Below are 17,940 nucleotides of genomic sequence, written 5' to 3' on the forward strand. Positions count from 1 at the left end.
CCTTCCACACCCCCCGGAAGCCGTTCGGACGGGGGCTTTCGTTATTTTTTGCTTTTCGAGCACGCATCGCACGTAAACTTGGCCTCCAGTTTTAAGTACGCTTTGACCTCCGCGAACCCTTTGCGCTTCGGATAGCGCATCTGGAGCTCCACTAATTCACCGCCTTCGATTTTCCTGCCGCACACTTGGCATTTCGGTGGTTCATCGAACATCGTCATCCCTCCCACTCGATCGTTATTGTTTCAAGCGTTCCGATAAGCCTTGGTCGTCCGTGTAAGTGAACTTGCCGATCTTGCCTTCTTGGACGGTTGAAAACAACACGACGCCTCCCACTTCAGCGCGCTGCTCTTTTCCGCCTTTTTTCTGAAACGCCACTTCTGCCGTGAACAGGTAGCGATTCGCCACCGTATCGCTCAACTCGATGTCCACGTCTTCCAAGCGCAGCTCATAACCATAAATATCAGCCAATCCCGGAAAATAGGTGCCGAATACCCGCATAAATTGATCCAATTCACTGTCGGTGAAATAGGCTCCGTATTTCTCATCCACTTGCTGCTCAAATGCCTCGTTCACTTCGACGCCGTCCACGATTTGTTTGTTGGCAGGATTCCACATCGCCTCCAAAAACTCCTCGTCCGGCCCGTTGAATTGCAGCTCCAAGACCCGCTCAATCGTCTCCATTTTCGGGTCGTCCGCTTTCGCCGCCACACACCCGCCTATGGTTAACACTGCCGCGAGCGCAGTCAATACCGCCAGCGCCATCTTCAATTTACTTGCTCCTTTCTGCATCCCGACCAGCTCCTTTGTTTATAATACGAAATAATTAAGCTTAAGTTTCAATTTTCTGGAATTTGAAGAAACTCATTTATAAATCATATATTTTCACAAAAAAACGCCTTTCCACTCGTTCCCCCTAAGGTTCACAAGCAAAAAGGCGTTTCTGGAATGCTGTTAGGTATCCAAGAAACTTTTCCCGCTCAGTTCATTCGACGATAAAATAAAGTGTTTCACCAAATCCATTGTATGCTCCAAATCTTTCAGGTCTACGATTTCAATCGGTGTATGCGTATAACGGGAAGGAATCGAGACAACTCCGGAAGAGACACCTTTATGTGTCATATGGATTGCCCCCGCATCTGTGCCGATGCCCATAAAGATTTCCTGTTGATACGGGATCGCTTGCTCTGTGGCTACTTTCTCCAACAGCCCCGTCACCAAAGGATGCGCAATCAAGGATTTATCCGTGATCTTGATGCACGGTCCAGCGCCCAGTATTCGGGTCCCGGTCATGAGCACATCATTGGTGTCACTCGTCGGCGTCGTATCGATCGCCAAAGCGAAATCCGGCTGCAGGTTTGCGCTCAAGACGGAAGCGCCGCGAAGCCCGACTTCTTCCTGTACAGTGAAGGCGAAATGGATATCGCCATGCGCCAGATCGGCTGCTTGCTGGAATTCATTGATCAACTCCAGCAAGACGGCACAGCCCGCCCGGTCATCCAGGGCTTTCCCGACGACGCGGTTTTGCTTGGCATCGCCAATCAGCTTCAATTCGCTGCCGTAACTCACCGGTTGGCCGACTCTGACGCCCATTTGTGCCACTTCTTCAGGCGAAGCCGCCCCAATATCGATATACAGCTCCCTGTGCGAAGCGATGCGCTTCGGGTCGTCCCATTTCACGTAATGGACAGCGAGCGTGCCGATCACGCCTTGAATATAGCCGTCATCGCCTTTGATCGTCACTGGCTGGGCCAGCAATGTGCGGTTGTCGAAGCCGCCGAGCTGTTCGAAGCGCAATGTGCCATTCGCTTCGATTTTTTTGACGATAAAGCCGATTTCATCTGAATGCGCGGCGAGCAAGATCGATGGCAAAGAAGCATCCGTTGCCGGAATCGTCGCGATAATATTGCCGAGCGGGTCCACTTCGCAAGATGCCACTTTCCCTTCTATTTCGCCTTTGATATAACGTTGGACGTCCTGCTCGAAGCCGCTTGGCCCCACCAATCCACATAATTCCTTCAATACTTTATACAAAACGGCTCAACTCCAGGCTTAGTTTGATAGGTATACATCTGTCATTAAATCGTTGCTCATCGGATGCGGGTTGTAATCTTCCACATTATCGCTTTGCGCCAAAGGCGGCGTTGTATAGGCAAGCATCACCCACGGGGCGTCTTCCTGGAACAATTGCTGGGCTTCTTGGTACAGCTCTGTCCGCTTGTCCTGGTCGATTGTTTCACGCGCTTCCGTAATCAACGAGGTGAATTCGTCGCTCTTATAAAACGCGATGTTTTGTGCAGGCACTTCGGCGTTCGTTTTGCTGAGGTTCGGATAGAGAAAGTTGTCCGGGTCCGCCATAACGCCTGTCCAGCCGTACATCGCCATGCTGTGCTTGCCGTTCTTTGTATCTTCCAAATAAGTCGCCCATTCAGACGACACGATTTCTGCTGTGATGCCGATTTCAGCCAAGTCCGATTGAATCGCTTCCGCAATTTTCATCGGTTCCGGCAAATAAGGGCGAGGGTTGCTCATCGTATACAGTTCCGTGGTAAAGCCGTCTTCAAGTCCTGCTTCCGCCAATAGTTTCTTCGCTTCTTCTACGTTGTAATCGTATTTCTCCAGCGACTCGTCATGGCTCCAGAGAGACGGCGGCAACGGGCTAGTCGCCGGGTCTGCCAGTCCGTTATAAAACGCATCGACAATTTCTTCTTTGTCGATCGCCATATTGATGGCCTTGCGCACCAAGGGATCATCGAATGGCTCTTTTTCCATATTGAACGCCATATAGCCGATATTGAAACTTGGGCGTTTAATCAGTTCAATGCCTTCCGTGTCTTCGACAATCGTCGTATCGCTTGCATTCATGCCGTCCAAAATATCGATTTCCCCTGTCTGCAAGGCATTCAAGCGTGCCGAGTTTTCGGGAATAACTTGATAGATGACTTGGTCGAGGTAAGGCTTCCCTTCCATCCAATAGTCTTCATTCTTTGATAGCGTGATCGTGTTATTGCGGTTCCATTCCTCAAACTTGAACGGCCCAGTGCCGACCGGGTTCTCGCCGATGCCAGCGCCGTACTGTTCGATCGCTGCAGGGCTTGCAATCCCGAACATGGAAATCGCCAAATAGCTAAGGAACGGTGCGGTTTTTCGCTTCAATACAATTTCAAGTTCGTGTTCGCCGGTCGCTGTTACCGATTCAATCAGGTGGTTTTCGTCTCCTTTAAACCCGCCGTAAAGAAACGGATAATAAGGAAAATCTCCTTCATGGTACGGGTTTTCCGGATCCATCCAGCGTTCGAAATTAAAGACGACGGCGTCTGCGTTAAAATCGGTGCCGTCATGGAACTTCACGCCTTCGCGCAGCTGGAATGTCCAAGTCAAGCCATCTTCGCTCGAGCTGTATTCTGTTGCCAGTTTCGGCTGCAGCTCCAAATTGTGGTCATATTCCAATAGAGTTTCGTATATATTGTGCGTGACCCGGATCGATTCCCCGTCCGTTACATTGATTGGGTCTAAACTGACCGAATCGGCGCCGCGCCCGTAAACCAAAGTGCCGCCGCTCTTATCGCCTTCGGTTGCAGTGCCGGCCTCGTCTTGTGCGTTATCACTTGAACATCCAGCCAATAGTACAATTCCAAATGTGATGAAAAAATAAAATAGGTTACGAATTTTCTTTTCCAACCGGCTTCCGCCTCCTTTTTTGCACTCTTTCTCTAGCACAGTGAAGTTTTAGAGAAAGGAAGATAGCTCCAAGTATAAAGTTTTTGGAATTAATTTTCAAATCTATTTTTTCAGAATTTTATTCATGCACATTAAAAAACACCCACTTATGAAGTGAGTGTCGCAAGCTATTGTCCACTTAATCAATACCATGATCATCAGCTTGAAGCGGCTGCGGCCTGGTCTGCTTTTACGCAATCGATGGCCACGACGAGCGAAATGATCAGATGCTCCATCGTTTCATCGAGGATATCTACTTGGTAAGTGTCCCCCCAACTGAGCCATTGCTTGCTCACCGAGCCGACGACTTGTCCATGCCGAAGGATGTCAAAAGTCATTTCCCACCAATTTCCTTGCACGTCGATGCCTTCTGCTTCAATGGCATAGCGTGGCTTCAGAAAAGTAAACTCTTTCTTGATCATGACCGCTTCCTGGCCGTCCACTTCCACGAAGAAAGTCGGCAAGAAACTAAAGGTCTTTTTCGTGATTACGCCGATTTCCTGGTTTTCAGCATCCAAGATCGAAAAGGTCTTTGGGATTTTCAAAAAACTGCCTTCGACGAAATACCGATCCCGTTCTTGTTCGTCTTTCACCGTGAATTTCTCGCTCAAGCTGAATACTTTTTGTTTGATAAAGAGGTGCTTCATAATAACTTCCTTTCTGGTTTCTGCTGTTATGCTCTTTCATTCGGTTCCACGTGAAACATTTTCATCGCCTATACTTTCAAAATGCCCCTGAACCCTCTTGCGGCGTAATAGGAGTCCGCTCCGTTATGGTAAACAAAAACCTGCCCGTACCTGGAATCGCCAAAAATCGCCCCGCCGCGTTCCCGGATTTCCTGGGGGGTCTCGAGCCAGCTCGACGTCTTTAAATCGAACTCATCCAAAGTCTGAAGCAGCCTGTACTGCTCTTCTGTCAATAATTCAATGCCGATCTCAGCTGCCATGTCGACTGCCGAATTTTCGGGTTTGTTTTTTTCCGGGATTCAAGCGCCGACCGGTCATAACAAAGACTTCTTCGTCCTTTCGGGCTTTCTTTTGAGCAATCGCAAAACAAGAACATCCCGGTCTCCGCTTCATAGCCGATGACATCCGGTTCGCCGCCGGTTTCCTCCATTTGATGCAAAATCGCCAATTTTACCGGATCTTCGTCTAGCTTCAGCCGAACATTGTCCCACCCCATCTTTTCGTGGCGCTGTTCGTTTTGTTCGAAGCGCTGTTTCAAGGCTTCGAGCAGAGTTCGCTGCTGTTCATCAGTTAGATACTCTTGAGGCTGTGCCATTGCTCTTCTCCTCCCTTTCCTTTTCACCGCATAGATGACCTGTATATGGAGTTGGCTATTTAATCCTGATTTCCTTTATTTACGGCAAATCGCTTGGGAAAGATTCATTTAATTTTCGCCGAGCTGCTGGCTGTCGCCTAATAAATTGTTTGTATTTTCTATGGTGTCATAACTTAAATTCCTTAAAATAAAAGAAATTTACCAATAAAATATTAAAAATCAGCATATTGTGAACAATTTCACTTAATTCTTTGTTATGCTTATATAGTGAAAATTGTGGCAGAAAGAATAAAAATGGGCAGGAGTGATAATGAGGATATATAGGAGATGATCGATATCACGAAAGAAATGATTACTACTGTAGACGAAGCCATGGACTTAAATGTTAAAAAACAGGCAGAAGGGCAAGATGATTATTCCTTGGATCGTGTGCCGCGCGAAGAACGGAAGATGGGTTGGCTCAGCATCACCAACATCACGTTCGGAATTGCGACTGCTATATTCTACTTCCAGACCGGCAGTGTTATGGCCCTTCAATTCGGGGCGGTGAACGCCATTATTTCCGCTGTTTACGCGATTATTGTTGCAGGAATTCTCGGGACGGTTATTGCCTATCTGTCGGCAAAATCAGGGATGAATGTCAATCTATTATCCAGAAGTGGCGGATTTGGTTATATCGGAGCCTCTTTGACCTCCTTAATCTACGCATCAAACTTTATCATGTACTGCGCATTCGAAGGCCTGATTCTGGTCGCCGCAGTTCATACGTTCTTCCCCTCTATCCCCGAATGGGCGCTCATCATCTTTTTTGGGCTTCTGGTCATTCCACTCAATTGGTTTGGCATCAAACAATTGGACAAACTACAAAAATGGTCTTTGCCGATTTTCCTGGTGTTCCTCCTGGTCACCATTATCGTCACCTTCAATACGCCGTCGGGCTATGACGGCGCCTTCTGGACTTATTTGCCAGAAGGCGTGCAAGTGGGCGGTGCGGCATTGTTGCTGTGCATCGGCATGCAGCACGGCATCATGGGATTGACGGCCTTACTTGCCTCGGATTATGCTCGCTTCCTGAAACCGAAAGACGTCAAGCTCGGATCGGTCATGATTGGCTTCATCCCGCAAATTTTCTGCTTTGGCGTCATGGGCGGCCTTGGCATCTGGTTTGGCGTGCGCCTCGGTGAATCCAATCCGGGCGTCTATATCGTGCTATTGCTTGGCTTCGGCGGGGTCATGTTTACTTTGCTTACGCAGCTGCGCATCAATATCACGAATATTTACAGTGGTTCCTTATCGCTATCGAACTTTTTCGAGAACATTTTTAACTTTACGCCTGGCAGACGGTTTTGGATCGTCGTCACTGCCTTGTCCGCCATTGCCTTGATGCTCGGCGGCATTGTTGATCATCTTGGTACTGCGATGACCTTCCAGGGCGTCTTTTTGCTCGCCTGGGCAGCAGTCATCGTCGCGGATGCCATGATTGTCAAGAAATGGTTGAAGATCGGACCCTTGTTCTATGAAGCCCGCCAGGAATATCTGTATAAATGGAATCCTGTAGGGGTCGTAGCGCTGGTCATCTCGAGCGGCCTCGGCACGTTTGCGGCACTCGGCTATATAGGGCCGTTCCTGCAAAATACTGCCGCTTTCTTCGCCGCTGTGCTCGCCGCACTTCTAACAGTGATGCTGGCGGCCCTGACAAAAGGCAAATACTACATGAAAACGGAACCGGTTGATGTGGACATCGAAGACCATATCGCGACCCGCTCCGGCAAATAAATAGCCATGATTTTATAGCAAGAACACACACCCATTATCTCCTCAACTTACCAATAGACACTATCTTTCTCCTTTTCACATCAAAAACGCCCGCTGCATCACTTGATGCAGCGGGCGTTTTTCAATAAACCAGTTTATAGACGATTTCCCCGTCAATGATGCGGCCGTCTGCCACAAAACCAAGCTTTTCTTATAGTTTCTTGGCAGCTTCATTGGCCGGCTCGAAACTCAGGTACATTACACGATGTTCCCGGTCTTGTTGGAGCTGCTCGATGAGCCGTTCCATCGCCGCCTTTCCATAGCCTTTTGACTGGTGATTGGCATCGATCATCAAGCGGTAAATCCAATACTCTTGGTCATCCTGATCCAGGCACTACATCGTAAACCCGACGAGTTCGTCGCTGCAGTAGATAGCTAAACAGGCGCATTCCGGGTACGCTTTCGCCTGTGCCAAGGAAAAAAACGTTCGATGCTACAAAGGACTTCTGGTGTTCCGCCACTTCCAAACCGATGACATCGAAAAAATTATGGCGGTTAACTTCTTTGAGATGGATCATCCACATCCCTCGCTTACTGAAGGTTTCAGCTCTTATTTGCTTCTTATGATCACTATTTCCACTACCGGGCCATCTTCCGTTTCAGCAGAATACGTGATTTTGTAGTTCTCGACATAATGGATATTGAGATAGTACTGGGTTTCCGACTGATCGTATCCTACTTCTCCCTTTGCCCCCAGAATTTCATCGATTTCTTTGAAGGTCATGCCGATGCGGGTATCGAAGACCGAGACCTCAGGATTGCCGACAAAAAACCCTTTGGCGATATTGTCATCATCCAGGAAATAACCGTCTTCCTTGTTGAAAACCACAAGCCGGCTCCCGAGGAAGTAGTTATCGTAAGTCGGTTGGCCGTAATGCTCAATTAAATCGGCCAGAGGCGTTCCAAGCGGAAGCGGCATGGTGATGCCCTTCTGGTCTGCAGGCACCGCTTCCCCTTCTTCATCGGTTGTACCAGCATCAGCTTCCGCATTTTCTTCTGGGGCTTGCGTTTCCTCTTCATCTGTCTCTGCAGCTTCTCCTGCTGCTTCTTCTTCCGATTCTTCCGTTACGCCGGAGCCGTCCGAAGCAGTCGTTGTTTGAACTTCAGTTGGCTCACTTTCTGCCGGCTGGTCTGCGATCGTGTCTCCAGTTCCACACCCCGCTATGAACAAAGCTGAGCTTATAACTCCTACACTCAAACTCTTTTGATAAAAACTTTTTCTTTTCGGCAATCTAATCCTCTCCTTACCGTTTTGAACTGAATCCAGTGGCTGCGACGCATCTGGTGTCGGTAAAACGTGCTCTTGGATGATTGCTCTTATTTCCAGTTTATCATTAAATTAATCAAGAAATTACATTTTTCTGAAATCTCTCGCTGTCCGGTGAATGAAACCACAAAAAAACCGGCCAGCAAAATGCTGGCCAGTCAGTGTTTGATTTAGTTCTGCAAATCGTAGCGATCGGCATTCATCACTTTGTTCCATGCTTTGATGAAGTCGCGGACGAATTTTTCTTTGTTGTCGTCTTGTGCGTAGACTTCAGCAACCGCACGCAGGATGGAGTTCGAGCCGAATACGAGGTCGATGCGCGTTGCAGTGCCAGCGGATTCGCCAGTTGCACGGTTTTTGCCTTCGTATTTATTGAACTCAACCGGTGACCATTCGATGTCCATGTCCAATAGCTTCGTGAAGAAGTCGTTGGTCAAGACGCCGACGTTGTCAGTTAGAACGCCTGCTGTAGAACCTTCGTGGTTTGCGCCAAGTGCGCGCATCCCGCCGACCAATACGGTCATTTCCGGAGCTGTCAGGCCAAGCAATTGTGCTTTATCCAACAACATTTCTTCCGGGCTTGTTGCATATTCTTTCTTATGGTAGTTTCTGAAACCGTCAGATAGCGGCTCAAGCACTTTGAAGCTCTCGGCATCGGTTTGCTCTTCAAGAGCGTCTCCGCGGCCTTGCGTGAATGGCACTTCGATATCGAAACCGGCTGCTTTGACCGCTTGTTCGATCGCTGCGTTACCGCCGAGGACGATCAAGTCGGCGATGCTTACTTTGTCGCCTGTTTCTGCTTTCAAATGCTCATAGAAGTAAAGCACTTTTTCCAATTCTTCCGGCTCGTTGGCATCCCAGCTGCGCTGTGGTGCAAAGCGGATGCGCGCACCGTTTGCGCCGCCGCGCTTGTCGGAACCGCGGAATGTGCTGGCAGAAGCCCAAGCTGCTTTGACGAGCTGTTGCGGGTTGATGCCGCTTTCCAGGATTTTCGCTTTCAGTTCAGTTAATTCTTTGTCTTTCAACGTTCCTGGAGCTGCTGGTACCGGATCTTGCCAGATCAACTCTTCGTCTGGAACTTCTGGTCCCCAGTAGCGGACTTTCGGGCCCATGTCGCGGTGAAGAAGTTTGAACCATGCACGTGCGAACGCATCTTGGAACTCTTCCATGTTTTCGTAGAAACGGCGGGAAATTTTTTCATATTCCGGATCTACACGAAGCGCCATATCGGCAGTCGTCATCATCGTTTTCACTTTGATGGAAGAATCTTCTGCATCCGGTGCCATCTGCCCTTCAGATAGGTCTACTGCTGTCCATTGGTAAGCGCCAGCAGGAGATTTCGTCAATTCCCACTCATAGCCTAACAATTGCTCATAGTAGCCGTTATCCCATTGGATCGGGTTGGCAGTCCAAGCGCCTTCGATGCCGCTTGAAATCGTGTCACGGCCTTTTCCAGAGCCGTATGAACTCTTCCAGCCAAGGCCCATGTTTTCCATGACCGCCGCTTCCGGATCGTCGCTTACGTTGGAAGGATCTCCAGCGCCGTGCGCTTTACCGAATGTGTGGCCGCCTGCGATCAATGCAACGGTTTCTTCGTCGTTCATTCCCATGCGCGCAAAAGTCTCACGGATGTCCACTGCACTTGCAAGCGGATCCGGTTTGCCATTCGGGCCTTCCGGGTTTACGTAGATCAAGCCCATTTGAACGGCTGCGAGCGGATTTTCCAGTTCGCGGTCGCCGGAATAGCGGTTATCCGCGAGCCATTCTTTTTCATTGCCCCAATAGACGTCTTCTTCAGGCGCCCAGATGTCTTCACGGCCTGCACCGAATCCGAAAGTTTTGAAGCCCATCGATTCAAGTGCCACGTTGCCTGTCAAAACGAGCAAGTCAGCCCATGAGATTTTGTTTCCGTATTTTTTCTTGATCGGCCAAAGCAAACGGCGCGCTTTGTCCAAGTTGACGTTATCCGGCCAGCTGTTAAGCGGCGCGAAACGCTGGTTGCCGGTAGAACCGCCTCCGCGGCCATCCGTTGTACGGTAAGTACCTGCAGCGTGCCAAGACATACGGATGAACAATCCGCCGTAATGGCCATAATCCGCTGGCCACCATTCTTGGCTGTTGGTCATCAAGTCGCGAAGGTCTTGTTTCAATGCATCGTAATCCAATTTCTCGAATTCCGCTTGGTAATCAAATTCTACCCCTAGAGGGTTCGTTTTCGTGTCATGCTGGTGCAGAATATTCAAATTCAGCATATTCGGCCACCAGTCTTTATTTTGCGTTTTGCCTGGCTTGTTCGAAGTCGTGATGGCGCTGTCTTGGTGTCCGCCCGTTTGGTCAGTCGGCTGTTGCCCGCCGGCGCCTGTTATTGGGCATTGTGCATCGGATGCAGCTGTGTGGCGCTTTTGTTCGTTGTTATCCATCTTGTAAAAACCTCCCAATTGATAATGAAAAAAGGTGAACTTCTATCCAACACGCATGTTGTTGGGTATTGCCAATTGCATATAATAATTCTTACATTAGAATTATACTAAACTAGAGAACAGCTGAACAGCAATATGGATAAAAATGAGGGCAAATCTTTTTCTGCTTCGTTTAAAACAGCAAGAGTTGCCCGAATTTCTTCCTATAATATGTTTTCATTTTTCAACTTCAGAAAAACTCACTGAAGAATGAAGCGAACAGCACAAAGACGATCAGCAAGACAATGAATGTGATGATGATCCCCGGCAGCACAACGATGAAGAACCCTTTCCAGGACGACACCCGGTGCGCTTTGCCTACCGCCTTGCAGACGATGATGAATGTCCAGATGGAGACCACTGCCATCACGATGGACATGATGACGACGATTGGGTTTCCTTTCACATCTGTCCGGTCAGCCAGGAAGGTTTCGGGTGATGCCAGCACCCAGATGATGAGAAGCGGCAACAGCCAAATTTGCGGGATTTGGGCCGGGACCAGCGCCTTGAACATTTCCTGATACGTCGCCGTTCCTTTAAACAATCGGCCGACAAGCACCAGGATCGCGGCTCCAAGAAAATAGCCGAACGCGCTGCCGATCGGCCCGGTCACCAAGGCCTGCAGAATGGCCGCCCACGCCGGCATATCCGAGCTGCGTTCGTTCATCATCCCGATCAAGCCGGAAGCAAAACCCGTGAGGACGATGAGCAGTATGATGAACTTGAAGGATTTCCGTTCAATGACAAAACGGACGGTTTCACGCGTGCGCAGCCAAATATCGGTGAACGGGTTCAACCCGCGTTCATTTCTTATCCGTTCTTCCCTTACCATGATTTCTCCCTCCTCTCTTATCAAAGATCGCAGTGGCACAAAAGACTATCCCCTATGTTTCTTCATAACTCTCGAATACCTTTTTTTGACGAAGGGCGTGAAATCGCAGTGGAAATGATAAGCGAACAGCCAATTGAGAAAGGAGTCATGCCGAATGGAAATTGACAATATGCTTGGCGCGCGTTCCAGGCAGGAATTGAGGGAGTGGCTGGAGAAAAATTCGGCTTCGGCGAAGTTTTGCTGGGTACTGATCGGGACCAAGGAACGGCCAGAAGGGATCCCTTATTTGGATGCCGTGGAAGAAGCCTTATGCTTTGGCTGGATTGACGGCATCACGAAAAAGACAGCCGATAATCGATTGGCCCAGCGGCTTTCACCGCGCCGGAAAAACAGCAATTGGACCGAATTGAACAAAGAGCGCGTCAGAAGGCTGGAGAAATTGGGCTGGATGACTGGCCAAGGGCGCCGCGTCCTTCCTGATATGCGGCCCGAGTCTTTTGCGATCGACGAAGAAATCGAATCTGCTTTGAAACGAGATCCGCAAGTCTATGAAAACTTCTTGAACTTCCCTGAACTGTACCGCCGGATCCGGATCGATAATATACAGGGCTATAAAAGCTATGACCGCGAAATATTCGATAAACGGCTGGAGAAATTCATTGTGAATACACGCGCCAATAAAATGTACGGACAGTGGCACGACAACGGGCGCTTATTGGATGACTGAAAACTTCTCGCAAGTTTCCACCTTTGTTAAGTAGATATTTCTACTTTTGTTAGATAGAACTTTGCTAGGAACGCTGGCATCTCCATCGAAAAAAGGCATCTTTCCCGCATTTGTGCTGGGAAAGATGCCTTTTCTTCTATACATATAGCGGATCTTTCGGCGCATCAGCCGGCTGTTTTTCGACAAGTGGATAAAAACAGGCGACTTCTTGGCCCGAGAGCCCTCTCGGTTCGAGTGCCGGCACTTCATTTTTGCAGCGTTCGGTGGCCATGGGACATCTTGTGTGGAATACGCAGCCGCTTGGCGGGTTCGCCGGCGACGGCAGCTCGCCTTTCAAGACGATGCGTTCCCGGCCGCGCTCGAGCAACGGGTCGGGAACCGGCACTGCCGACAGCAAGGATTGCGTATACGGATGCTGGACTTTTGTATAGAACGCGCCTTTTTCCGATTTCTCCATCACTTTTCCTAGATACATGACAGCCACACGGTCGGCCAAATGATTGATGACGGATAAATCATGCGCGATGAAAACATAGGTCAAGCCCAATTGCTTCTGCAGATCCTGAAGCAAATTGATGACTTGCGCCTGCACCGAAACATCGAGTGCACTGACCGGCTCATCGCAGATTAGCAGTTCCGGCTCCAGGGCAAGGGCGCGGGCAATGCCGACACGTTGCCGCTGGCCGCCAGAAAACTCATGCGGCAGTTTATCGTAATGCGTGTCCGGGTTCAATCCGACGAGTTCAAGCAATTCCTTGACCCTCGATTCCAGCCGCTCGGTCTTTTTATAGGCTTTCAACGGCGCCGCTATGCTATCCCCGATCTTCATGCGCGGATTCAAACTGGTGTAGGGATCCTGGAAAATCATCTGGACATTGCGCCGCATATCATGAAGTTCTTTGGCGCTCGCATCTGCGTAATCTTTTCCATGGAATAGGATTTCACCCGCTGTCGGTTGCTGCAGGCCGACAATGCTTCTCGCGAGTGTGCTTTTTCCGCAGCCCGATTCGCCGACGATGCCGAGTGTCTCGCCTTTTTGGACTTGGAGGTCGATGCCGTTCAGCGCTTTGACGTAGCTTTTCTCGCGCTGCAACAAGCCTTTTTTGACGGGGAAATGGACATGCAGCCCTTTGATATCCAATAATGCGCTCATGTTGTCAGCACCCCTTCCAATTGCTTTTTCTGTTCTTCGAATTCATTGCTCGAAAGAATGCACGCTGCAGAATGATTGCTTTCGCGATGCTCCAACGGCGGATCAACTTGCCGGCATGCGTCCCGTGCAAACGGGCATCTCGGTTCGAACGCGCATCCCGCCGGCCGGTCGATCAAACTCGGCGGCTGCCCATCGATCGGGATGAGCCGCTCTGGGCCGCCTTCACGAATGACCGGGACCGAACGCAAAAGCGACCACGTATACGGCATTGACGTTCTATAGAAGATATCTTCAGCACTTCCCGATTCGACGATTTTCCCGGCATACATGACCAGGATGCGGTCGGCCAAATGGGCCACGACGCCGAGGTCGTGAGTGATGACGAGAATGGCCGTGCCGTATTTTTCTTGGATGCCCTTCAGCAAATCCAAAACTTGCGCCTGTATCGTGACATCCAGCGCCGTCGTCGGCTCATCCGCAATCAATAGTTTCGGATTGGAAGCAAGCGCCATGGCGATCAAGACACGCTGGCGCATTCCACCCGAGAATTGATGCGGGTAGCTGTTCATGCGCGCTTTGGCATCGGCAATGCCGACGTCTTCCAATAACTCAATCGCTTTTTCGCGTGCTTGCTGTTTCGGCCGTTTTTGATGCGCTTGTATGGCTTCGATCAATTGCTTGCCGATTCTGGAGACGGGATTCAAGCTCGACATCGGATCCTGAAAAATCATGGCGATGTCGTTGCCCCGCAGTTTTCTCAGTTCCGTTTTGCCCATTTCCAATACCGGCTGGCCTTCAAAATGAATCGTGCCTTGCGGATACAGTGCAGGCGGTTCCGGATTGAGCTTCATCAAGGAATGAGCAAGCACGCTTTTGCCGCTCCCCGACTCCCCGACGATGCCGATGGTCTCCCCTTTCTGGATGGAAAAGGACACGCCGTCGACTGCTTTCACGAGGCCGCCCGGTGTATCAAGATGGACATGAAGATTTTCTACTTGCAACATTCGAGTGCCCCCTTTAGGCAAGTTTGGTTTTGCGCTTGCGTTTCGCTTGATGTGGATTAAAACTGTCCCTCAGCCCATCGCCGAGCAAATTCAACGCCAGAACAGTGATGACGATCGCAAGGCCTGGGAAAATGGAATACCAAGGCGCGATGGTCACGTAGATCTGTGCTTCCTGCAGCATATTGCCCCAGGTCGGCGTTGACGGGTTAACCCCCACGCCGAGAAAGCTGAGCGCCGCTTCCGCTAAAATCGCTTTCGCGAAAATGAAGGTGCTTTGGACAATGACCGGGGACAGAATATTCGGCAATACGTATTTGGCGATGATCACCGCATGGCTCGATCCGGTCGTCTGGGCCGCTTCGATATAGGATTGGTTTTTCACTTGCAGCGTCGCCGAACGGACGACTCTCGCCATGACCGGGAAAAACGCCAGCGTCAAAGCGATGATGATATTGGTGATGCTGCCGCCAAGTGCCGCGACCAGCGCAAGCGCAAGGATGAGTGCTGGAAACGCCAGAAAGCCGTCAATGATTCTCATCAGCACGAAATCCACTTTGCGGAAATAGCCGGAGATCAAGCCGATCACTGTGCCGATGACCGTCGACAGCACCGCAACGATGACGCCGACAGACAAGGACACCCGGGCCGCGACGATGGTCCGCGAGAAAATGTCGCGGCCGAAATCATCCGTGCCGAACCAATGTGCCCCTGAAGGGCCGGTCAAGCGCTGTTCCGGGGAAATCGCGGCCGGAGAGAAAGGCAGCCAGGAACTTGCGGTGATGGCTGCAAGCGCGACGATCAATAGCATAGCCAGCGCCAGCAGATTCGTTTTCTTAGTAAACATCGGTTTCGTCTCCTTCCAAATGTTCAATCATAGCGGATGCGTGGATCGAGGAATGTGTACAGCAGATCCACCAATAGATTGACGAACACATAAATGCCGGCAATGAACAGCACAATTCCCTGGACGACTGGGTAATCGCGCCGGTGGATGGAATCGACCAAGAGCTGGCCGATGCCCGGAATCGTGAACAAAGTCTCGATGATGACCGTGCCGCCAAGCAAGCCGGCCACTGTAGCGCCGAGCACCGTCGTCGTCGGGATCAAGGCATTGACGAAGACATGGCGCATCAATACTTCACGTTCCTTTACGCCTTTCGCGCGCGCCGTTTTGATGTAATCCTGATTGACCGAATCGAGCATGCTGTCGCGCAGCATCCGTGCGATGATGCCCACTTCAACAATCGCCAGCACAAACGATGGCAAGAGGATATGGTGAAGCCATGCATCCGCCCCTTCCGCAAACGGCACATAGCCGGCTACTGGAAAGATCGGCAGCGCGACGCCGAAACCAAGCACCAATAGCGTCGCGAGCCAGAATTCCGGGACCGATACGCCGAACAAGGAAACCGATGTGAAGATCGGATCCAAGACGGTTTTGCGCAGCGCGACGATGAGGATCGCCACCGGAATGGCAATGGCGAGCAAAATCACCGTCGACAGCGCCATCAGGCTGAAGGTCGGCCCGAAGTTCTCAGCGATCAGCGAGGTCACCGATTGCGAAGAGTAAACGGAAGTTCCGAGATCCCCCGTGATGACTTGTGAAAACCAATTAAAGAATTGGACATACAGCGCTTGGTCCAAGCCCAGTTCACGCTCCAAATCAGCAATCGCTTCCGGTGAACTGTCCTCCCCTAAAATGAGGAACGCCGGGTTGCCGGGCGTCAGATGCACGATCATAAAGACGATGACACTGACGACCAGCATGACGGGAATCACCGACAACAGCCGGCGAATCGTGTAGTTCAGCATTGCTTGTTCCCCCTTCTCCATAAAAGGAAGAAAATCGCCAGCATCGTTCCTGACGATTTTCTTCTCTTAGTTATCCTGTTTGATGGCTCGTCGTTAATTGGTTTTATACGTATTCCAGAAGCGCGGGCCGTACCATTCGCTATAGTCGTGGATATCGGTTGTGCGCGCATTCAAATTCGAGATGTTCGTCACTTTTTCAAACGGCAATTCTTCATACAGCGTTTCGTTCAAGCAGGCGAGGATCTGCTGTCGCTCTTCCTCGGTTTCCGCTTGTGCCCACTGGGCGATTTGCTCCTGCCATTTCTCGCTGTTGTACCAGCCGCTGCTGTTCGAATCCTGGCTCAACATGCCTGCCTGGTTCGGCGAGAAGAACGGGGACCATCCGACGACAACGAGATCCCAATTGGATGCCTCTCCCCATTTCTCAAGGTATGTTGCCCATTCATAGGATTCCAGCTCGACCGCAAAGCCGGCTGCTTCAAGCTGCTGTTCAGCGATCTCGGCAATTTTCTTATAGTCGTTGGAATCGCTCGAGAAGATAATTTTGATCGGCTCGCCGTCGTAGCTGCTTTCTTCCAATAAGCGTTTCGCTTCATCCACATCATAGGACAGGAAGCCGTCTGTGTTTTCTTCCGAATACAGGGCGGTTTGGTTCGGCGTGAACAAAGCGCCGTCCAATTCGTAAAATTCCTCGTTGCCGTATGTTGCTTTGGCAATCGCTTCTTTATCGAGTGCAGCGTTCAATGCCTGGCGCACTTGCAAGTCATCGAACGGCGCTTCCGATTTATCCGGCGTCAAGACCGTATAGCCGTTCGTGGCGGTGCCTGCTTCGATATTCGGCGTGCTTTCGATCACTTCATACAAATCGAGCGGAACTTCATCGCCGAAATCGTAAAGTCCGGTTTTCAAGCCATTGACGACCACTTGAGGGTCTTTGACGATCTTGAAATGGACCGAATCCACATACGCTTTTTTCTCTCCCGTCAAACCGCTTGTCTCATCGGTTCTGGATGCATAGTCGTCGTATTTGGCCAAGACGATTTCATCGCCGCGCTTCCACGAATCAAACTGGAAAGGCCCGGTGCCGATATACTGGTCATGGTCGAGCGGCTTTTCGCCGGCCGCTTCAGCGATTGCTTTCGGCAAGACGACGGCAGCCGATTTCGGGGCAGCCAGGTCAGAAAGCAAAGAACTGTATGCTTTGTTCAATTGAATGGTTAACTGCAAACCATCTGCTTCTACGGATTCCACGTGGTCGTTGGTGATCTTGCCGACAGATGACACTTTCAGCCAACGTTCGATGGACGCTTTGGCATCTTCTGCCGTCACTGGTTCCCCGTTATGGAAAGTTACGCCTTCACGCAAAGTAATCGTGTAGGTTTTTCCGTCTTCGCTCACTTCATAATCTTCCGCGAGCAGCGGTGCCGCTTCAAAATCCTGGTTCAAGGCAAACAAGCCTTCATAAATATGCCAGCCAATTTTGCGTGCGGCACTTTCCCCCGTATACATCCAATCGAGCGTGTTCGGATCTGCGCCGATCGCCACATTCAATTCTCCGCCTTCTACAGGTTCTGAAGCTGCGCTTGAATCTGATGGGCTTGCTTCACTGCCGGAACAACCGGCCAATCCGATAAGTGCAATTAACGTAATAACTAAAAAGATGATATTCTTCACGATGTTCCTCCTTATGATTAAAAAAATAATGATGCCTCGAGTATGTATGCAACTGCTTAAAAGCCTATCCAAGTTCCCAGATTTTCAATGAAGCGTCGAAGTGTTGATGCGCCAATCTGCCGCTCAAGCTCCGACGGTATTTCGAAAACCATTTGTCCATTGAAGGCACCTCCTTCGTCAAAAATAATTTATCTTACCT

Annotated in this window: 17 protein-coding genes and 1 pseudogene; 2 read left to right on the forward strand and 16 right to left on the reverse strand. The window is 50.2% G+C overall.

Annotated features, from left to right (window positions below):
* Nucleotides 1-41 precede the first annotated feature (41 nt).
* From DFR62_RS07715 to DFR62_RS07740, 6 genes and pseudogenes are all read right to left on the reverse strand, one after another.
* On the reverse strand, nucleotides 42-212 hold the full coding sequence (locus DFR62_RS07715; protein WP_338324976.1) for a Fe3+ hydroxamate ABC transporter substrate-binding protein: 171 nt from the start codon (nucleotides 210-212) through the stop codon (nucleotides 42-44).
* Between the two features lie 22 nt (nucleotides 213-234).
* Nucleotides 235-789, reverse strand: coding sequence for a hypothetical protein (locus DFR62_RS07720; RefSeq protein ID WP_121299294.1), 555 nt, complete (start codon nucleotides 787-789; stop codon nucleotides 235-237).
* A gap of 162 nt (nucleotides 790-951) precedes the next feature.
* Nucleotides 952-2,031 (reverse strand): M42 family metallopeptidase, encoded by a 1,080-nt coding sequence (locus tag DFR62_RS07725; protein WP_121299296.1) that lies wholly within the window; start codon nucleotides 2,029-2,031, stop codon nucleotides 952-954.
* A gap of 18 nt (nucleotides 2,032-2,049) precedes the next feature.
* Nucleotides 2,050-3,678, reverse strand: coding sequence for an ABC transporter substrate-binding protein (locus tag DFR62_RS07730; protein WP_241663073.1), 1,629 nt, complete (start codon nucleotides 3,676-3,678; stop codon nucleotides 2,050-2,052).
* A gap of 197 nt (nucleotides 3,679-3,875) precedes the next feature.
* The gene (locus DFR62_RS07735) at nucleotides 3,876-4,364 is read right to left on the reverse strand and encodes an LURP-one-related/scramblase family protein (RefSeq protein WP_121299299.1); all 489 of its coding nucleotides are present in this window, start codon (nucleotides 4,362-4,364) and stop codon (nucleotides 3,876-3,878) included.
* 68 nt (nucleotides 4,365-4,432) lie between these two features.
* Nucleotides 4,433-4,998: pseudogene (locus DFR62_RS07740) on the reverse strand (DUF4256 domain-containing protein).
* 348 nt (nucleotides 4,999-5,346) lie between these two features.
* Between DFR62_RS07740 and DFR62_RS07745 the strand changes: the two are divergent.
* Nucleotides 5,347-6,774 carry a cytosine permease gene (locus DFR62_RS07745; RefSeq protein WP_121299592.1) on the forward strand — a complete coding sequence of 476 codons (1,428 nt, stop codon included), beginning with the start codon at nucleotides 5,347-5,349 and terminating at the stop codon, nucleotides 6,772-6,774.
* A 190-nt stretch (nucleotides 6,775-6,964) separates the two neighbouring features.
* Here the strand turns inward: DFR62_RS07745 and DFR62_RS17510 are convergent, their stop codons facing one another.
* From DFR62_RS17510 to DFR62_RS07765, 5 genes are all read right to left on the reverse strand, one after another.
* Nucleotides 6,965-7,105 carry a GNAT family N-acetyltransferase gene (locus DFR62_RS17510; RefSeq protein WP_244201653.1) on the reverse strand — a complete coding sequence of 47 codons (141 nt, stop codon included), beginning with the start codon at nucleotides 7,103-7,105 and terminating at the stop codon, nucleotides 6,965-6,967.
* A gap of 25 nt (nucleotides 7,106-7,130) precedes the next feature.
* On the reverse strand, nucleotides 7,131-7,331 hold the full coding sequence (locus DFR62_RS17515; RefSeq protein WP_244201654.1) for a hypothetical protein: 201 nt from the start codon (nucleotides 7,329-7,331) through the stop codon (nucleotides 7,131-7,133).
* A 32-nt stretch (nucleotides 7,332-7,363) separates the two neighbouring features.
* Nucleotides 7,364-8,044, reverse strand: a complete 681-nt coding sequence (locus DFR62_RS07755) for a hypothetical protein (RefSeq protein ID WP_147433803.1) — start codon at nucleotides 8,042-8,044, stop codon at nucleotides 7,364-7,366.
* Nucleotides 8,045-8,250: 206 nt separating this feature from the next.
* Nucleotides 8,251-10,500: a catalase/peroxidase HPI gene (katG, locus tag DFR62_RS07760; protein ID WP_121299303.1), complete on the reverse strand. Its 2,250-nt coding sequence runs from the start codon at nucleotides 10,498-10,500 to the stop codon at nucleotides 8,251-8,253.
* 229 nt (nucleotides 10,501-10,729) lie between these two features.
* Nucleotides 10,730-11,371: a Yip1 family protein gene (locus DFR62_RS07765; protein WP_121299305.1), complete on the reverse strand. Its 642-nt coding sequence runs from the start codon at nucleotides 11,369-11,371 to the stop codon at nucleotides 10,730-10,732.
* Nucleotides 11,372-11,525: 154 nt separating this feature from the next.
* Between DFR62_RS07765 and DFR62_RS07770 the strand changes: the two genes are divergently transcribed.
* A complete protein-coding gene (locus tag DFR62_RS07770) occupies nucleotides 11,526-12,098 on the forward strand; it encodes a YdeI/OmpD-associated family protein (protein ID WP_112233379.1) in 573 nt (190 codons plus the stop codon).
* Between the two features lie 136 nt (nucleotides 12,099-12,234).
* Here DFR62_RS07770 and DFR62_RS07775 read toward each other — a convergent pair whose 3' ends face one another.
* The 5 genes from DFR62_RS07775 to DFR62_RS07795 all read right to left on the reverse strand — a co-directional run bounded on the left by DFR62_RS07775 (nucleotide 12,235) and on the right by DFR62_RS07795 (nucleotide 17,741).
* Nucleotides 12,235-13,251 (reverse strand): ABC transporter ATP-binding protein, encoded by a 1,017-nt coding sequence (locus DFR62_RS07775; protein WP_101192046.1) that lies wholly within the window; start codon nucleotides 13,249-13,251, stop codon nucleotides 12,235-12,237.
* Nucleotides 13,248-14,255, reverse strand: coding sequence for an ABC transporter ATP-binding protein (locus DFR62_RS07780; RefSeq protein WP_121299307.1), 1,008 nt, complete (start codon nucleotides 14,253-14,255; stop codon nucleotides 13,248-13,250). Before DFR62_RS07780 ends, DFR62_RS07775 begins: the two co-directional genes overlap by 4 nt.
* A gap of 13 nt (nucleotides 14,256-14,268) precedes the next feature.
* Nucleotides 14,269-15,099 (reverse strand): ABC transporter permease, encoded by an 831-nt coding sequence (locus DFR62_RS07785; RefSeq protein WP_121299309.1) that lies wholly within the window; start codon nucleotides 15,097-15,099, stop codon nucleotides 14,269-14,271.
* Between the two features lie 23 nt (nucleotides 15,100-15,122).
* The gene (locus DFR62_RS07790) at nucleotides 15,123-16,067 is read right to left on the reverse strand and encodes an ABC transporter permease (protein ID WP_058382326.1); all 945 of its coding nucleotides are present in this window, start codon (nucleotides 16,065-16,067) and stop codon (nucleotides 15,123-15,125) included.
* A 93-nt stretch (nucleotides 16,068-16,160) separates the two neighbouring features.
* Nucleotides 16,161-17,741, reverse strand: coding sequence for an ABC transporter substrate-binding protein (locus DFR62_RS07795; RefSeq protein WP_121299312.1), 1,581 nt, complete (start codon nucleotides 17,739-17,741; stop codon nucleotides 16,161-16,163).
* Nucleotides 17,742-17,940: the final 199 nt, after the last annotated feature.

The organism is Planococcus citreus (assembly GCF_003664125.1).
Taxonomy (GTDB): domain Bacteria; phylum Bacillota; class Bacilli; order Bacillales_A; family Planococcaceae; genus Planococcus; species Planococcus citreus.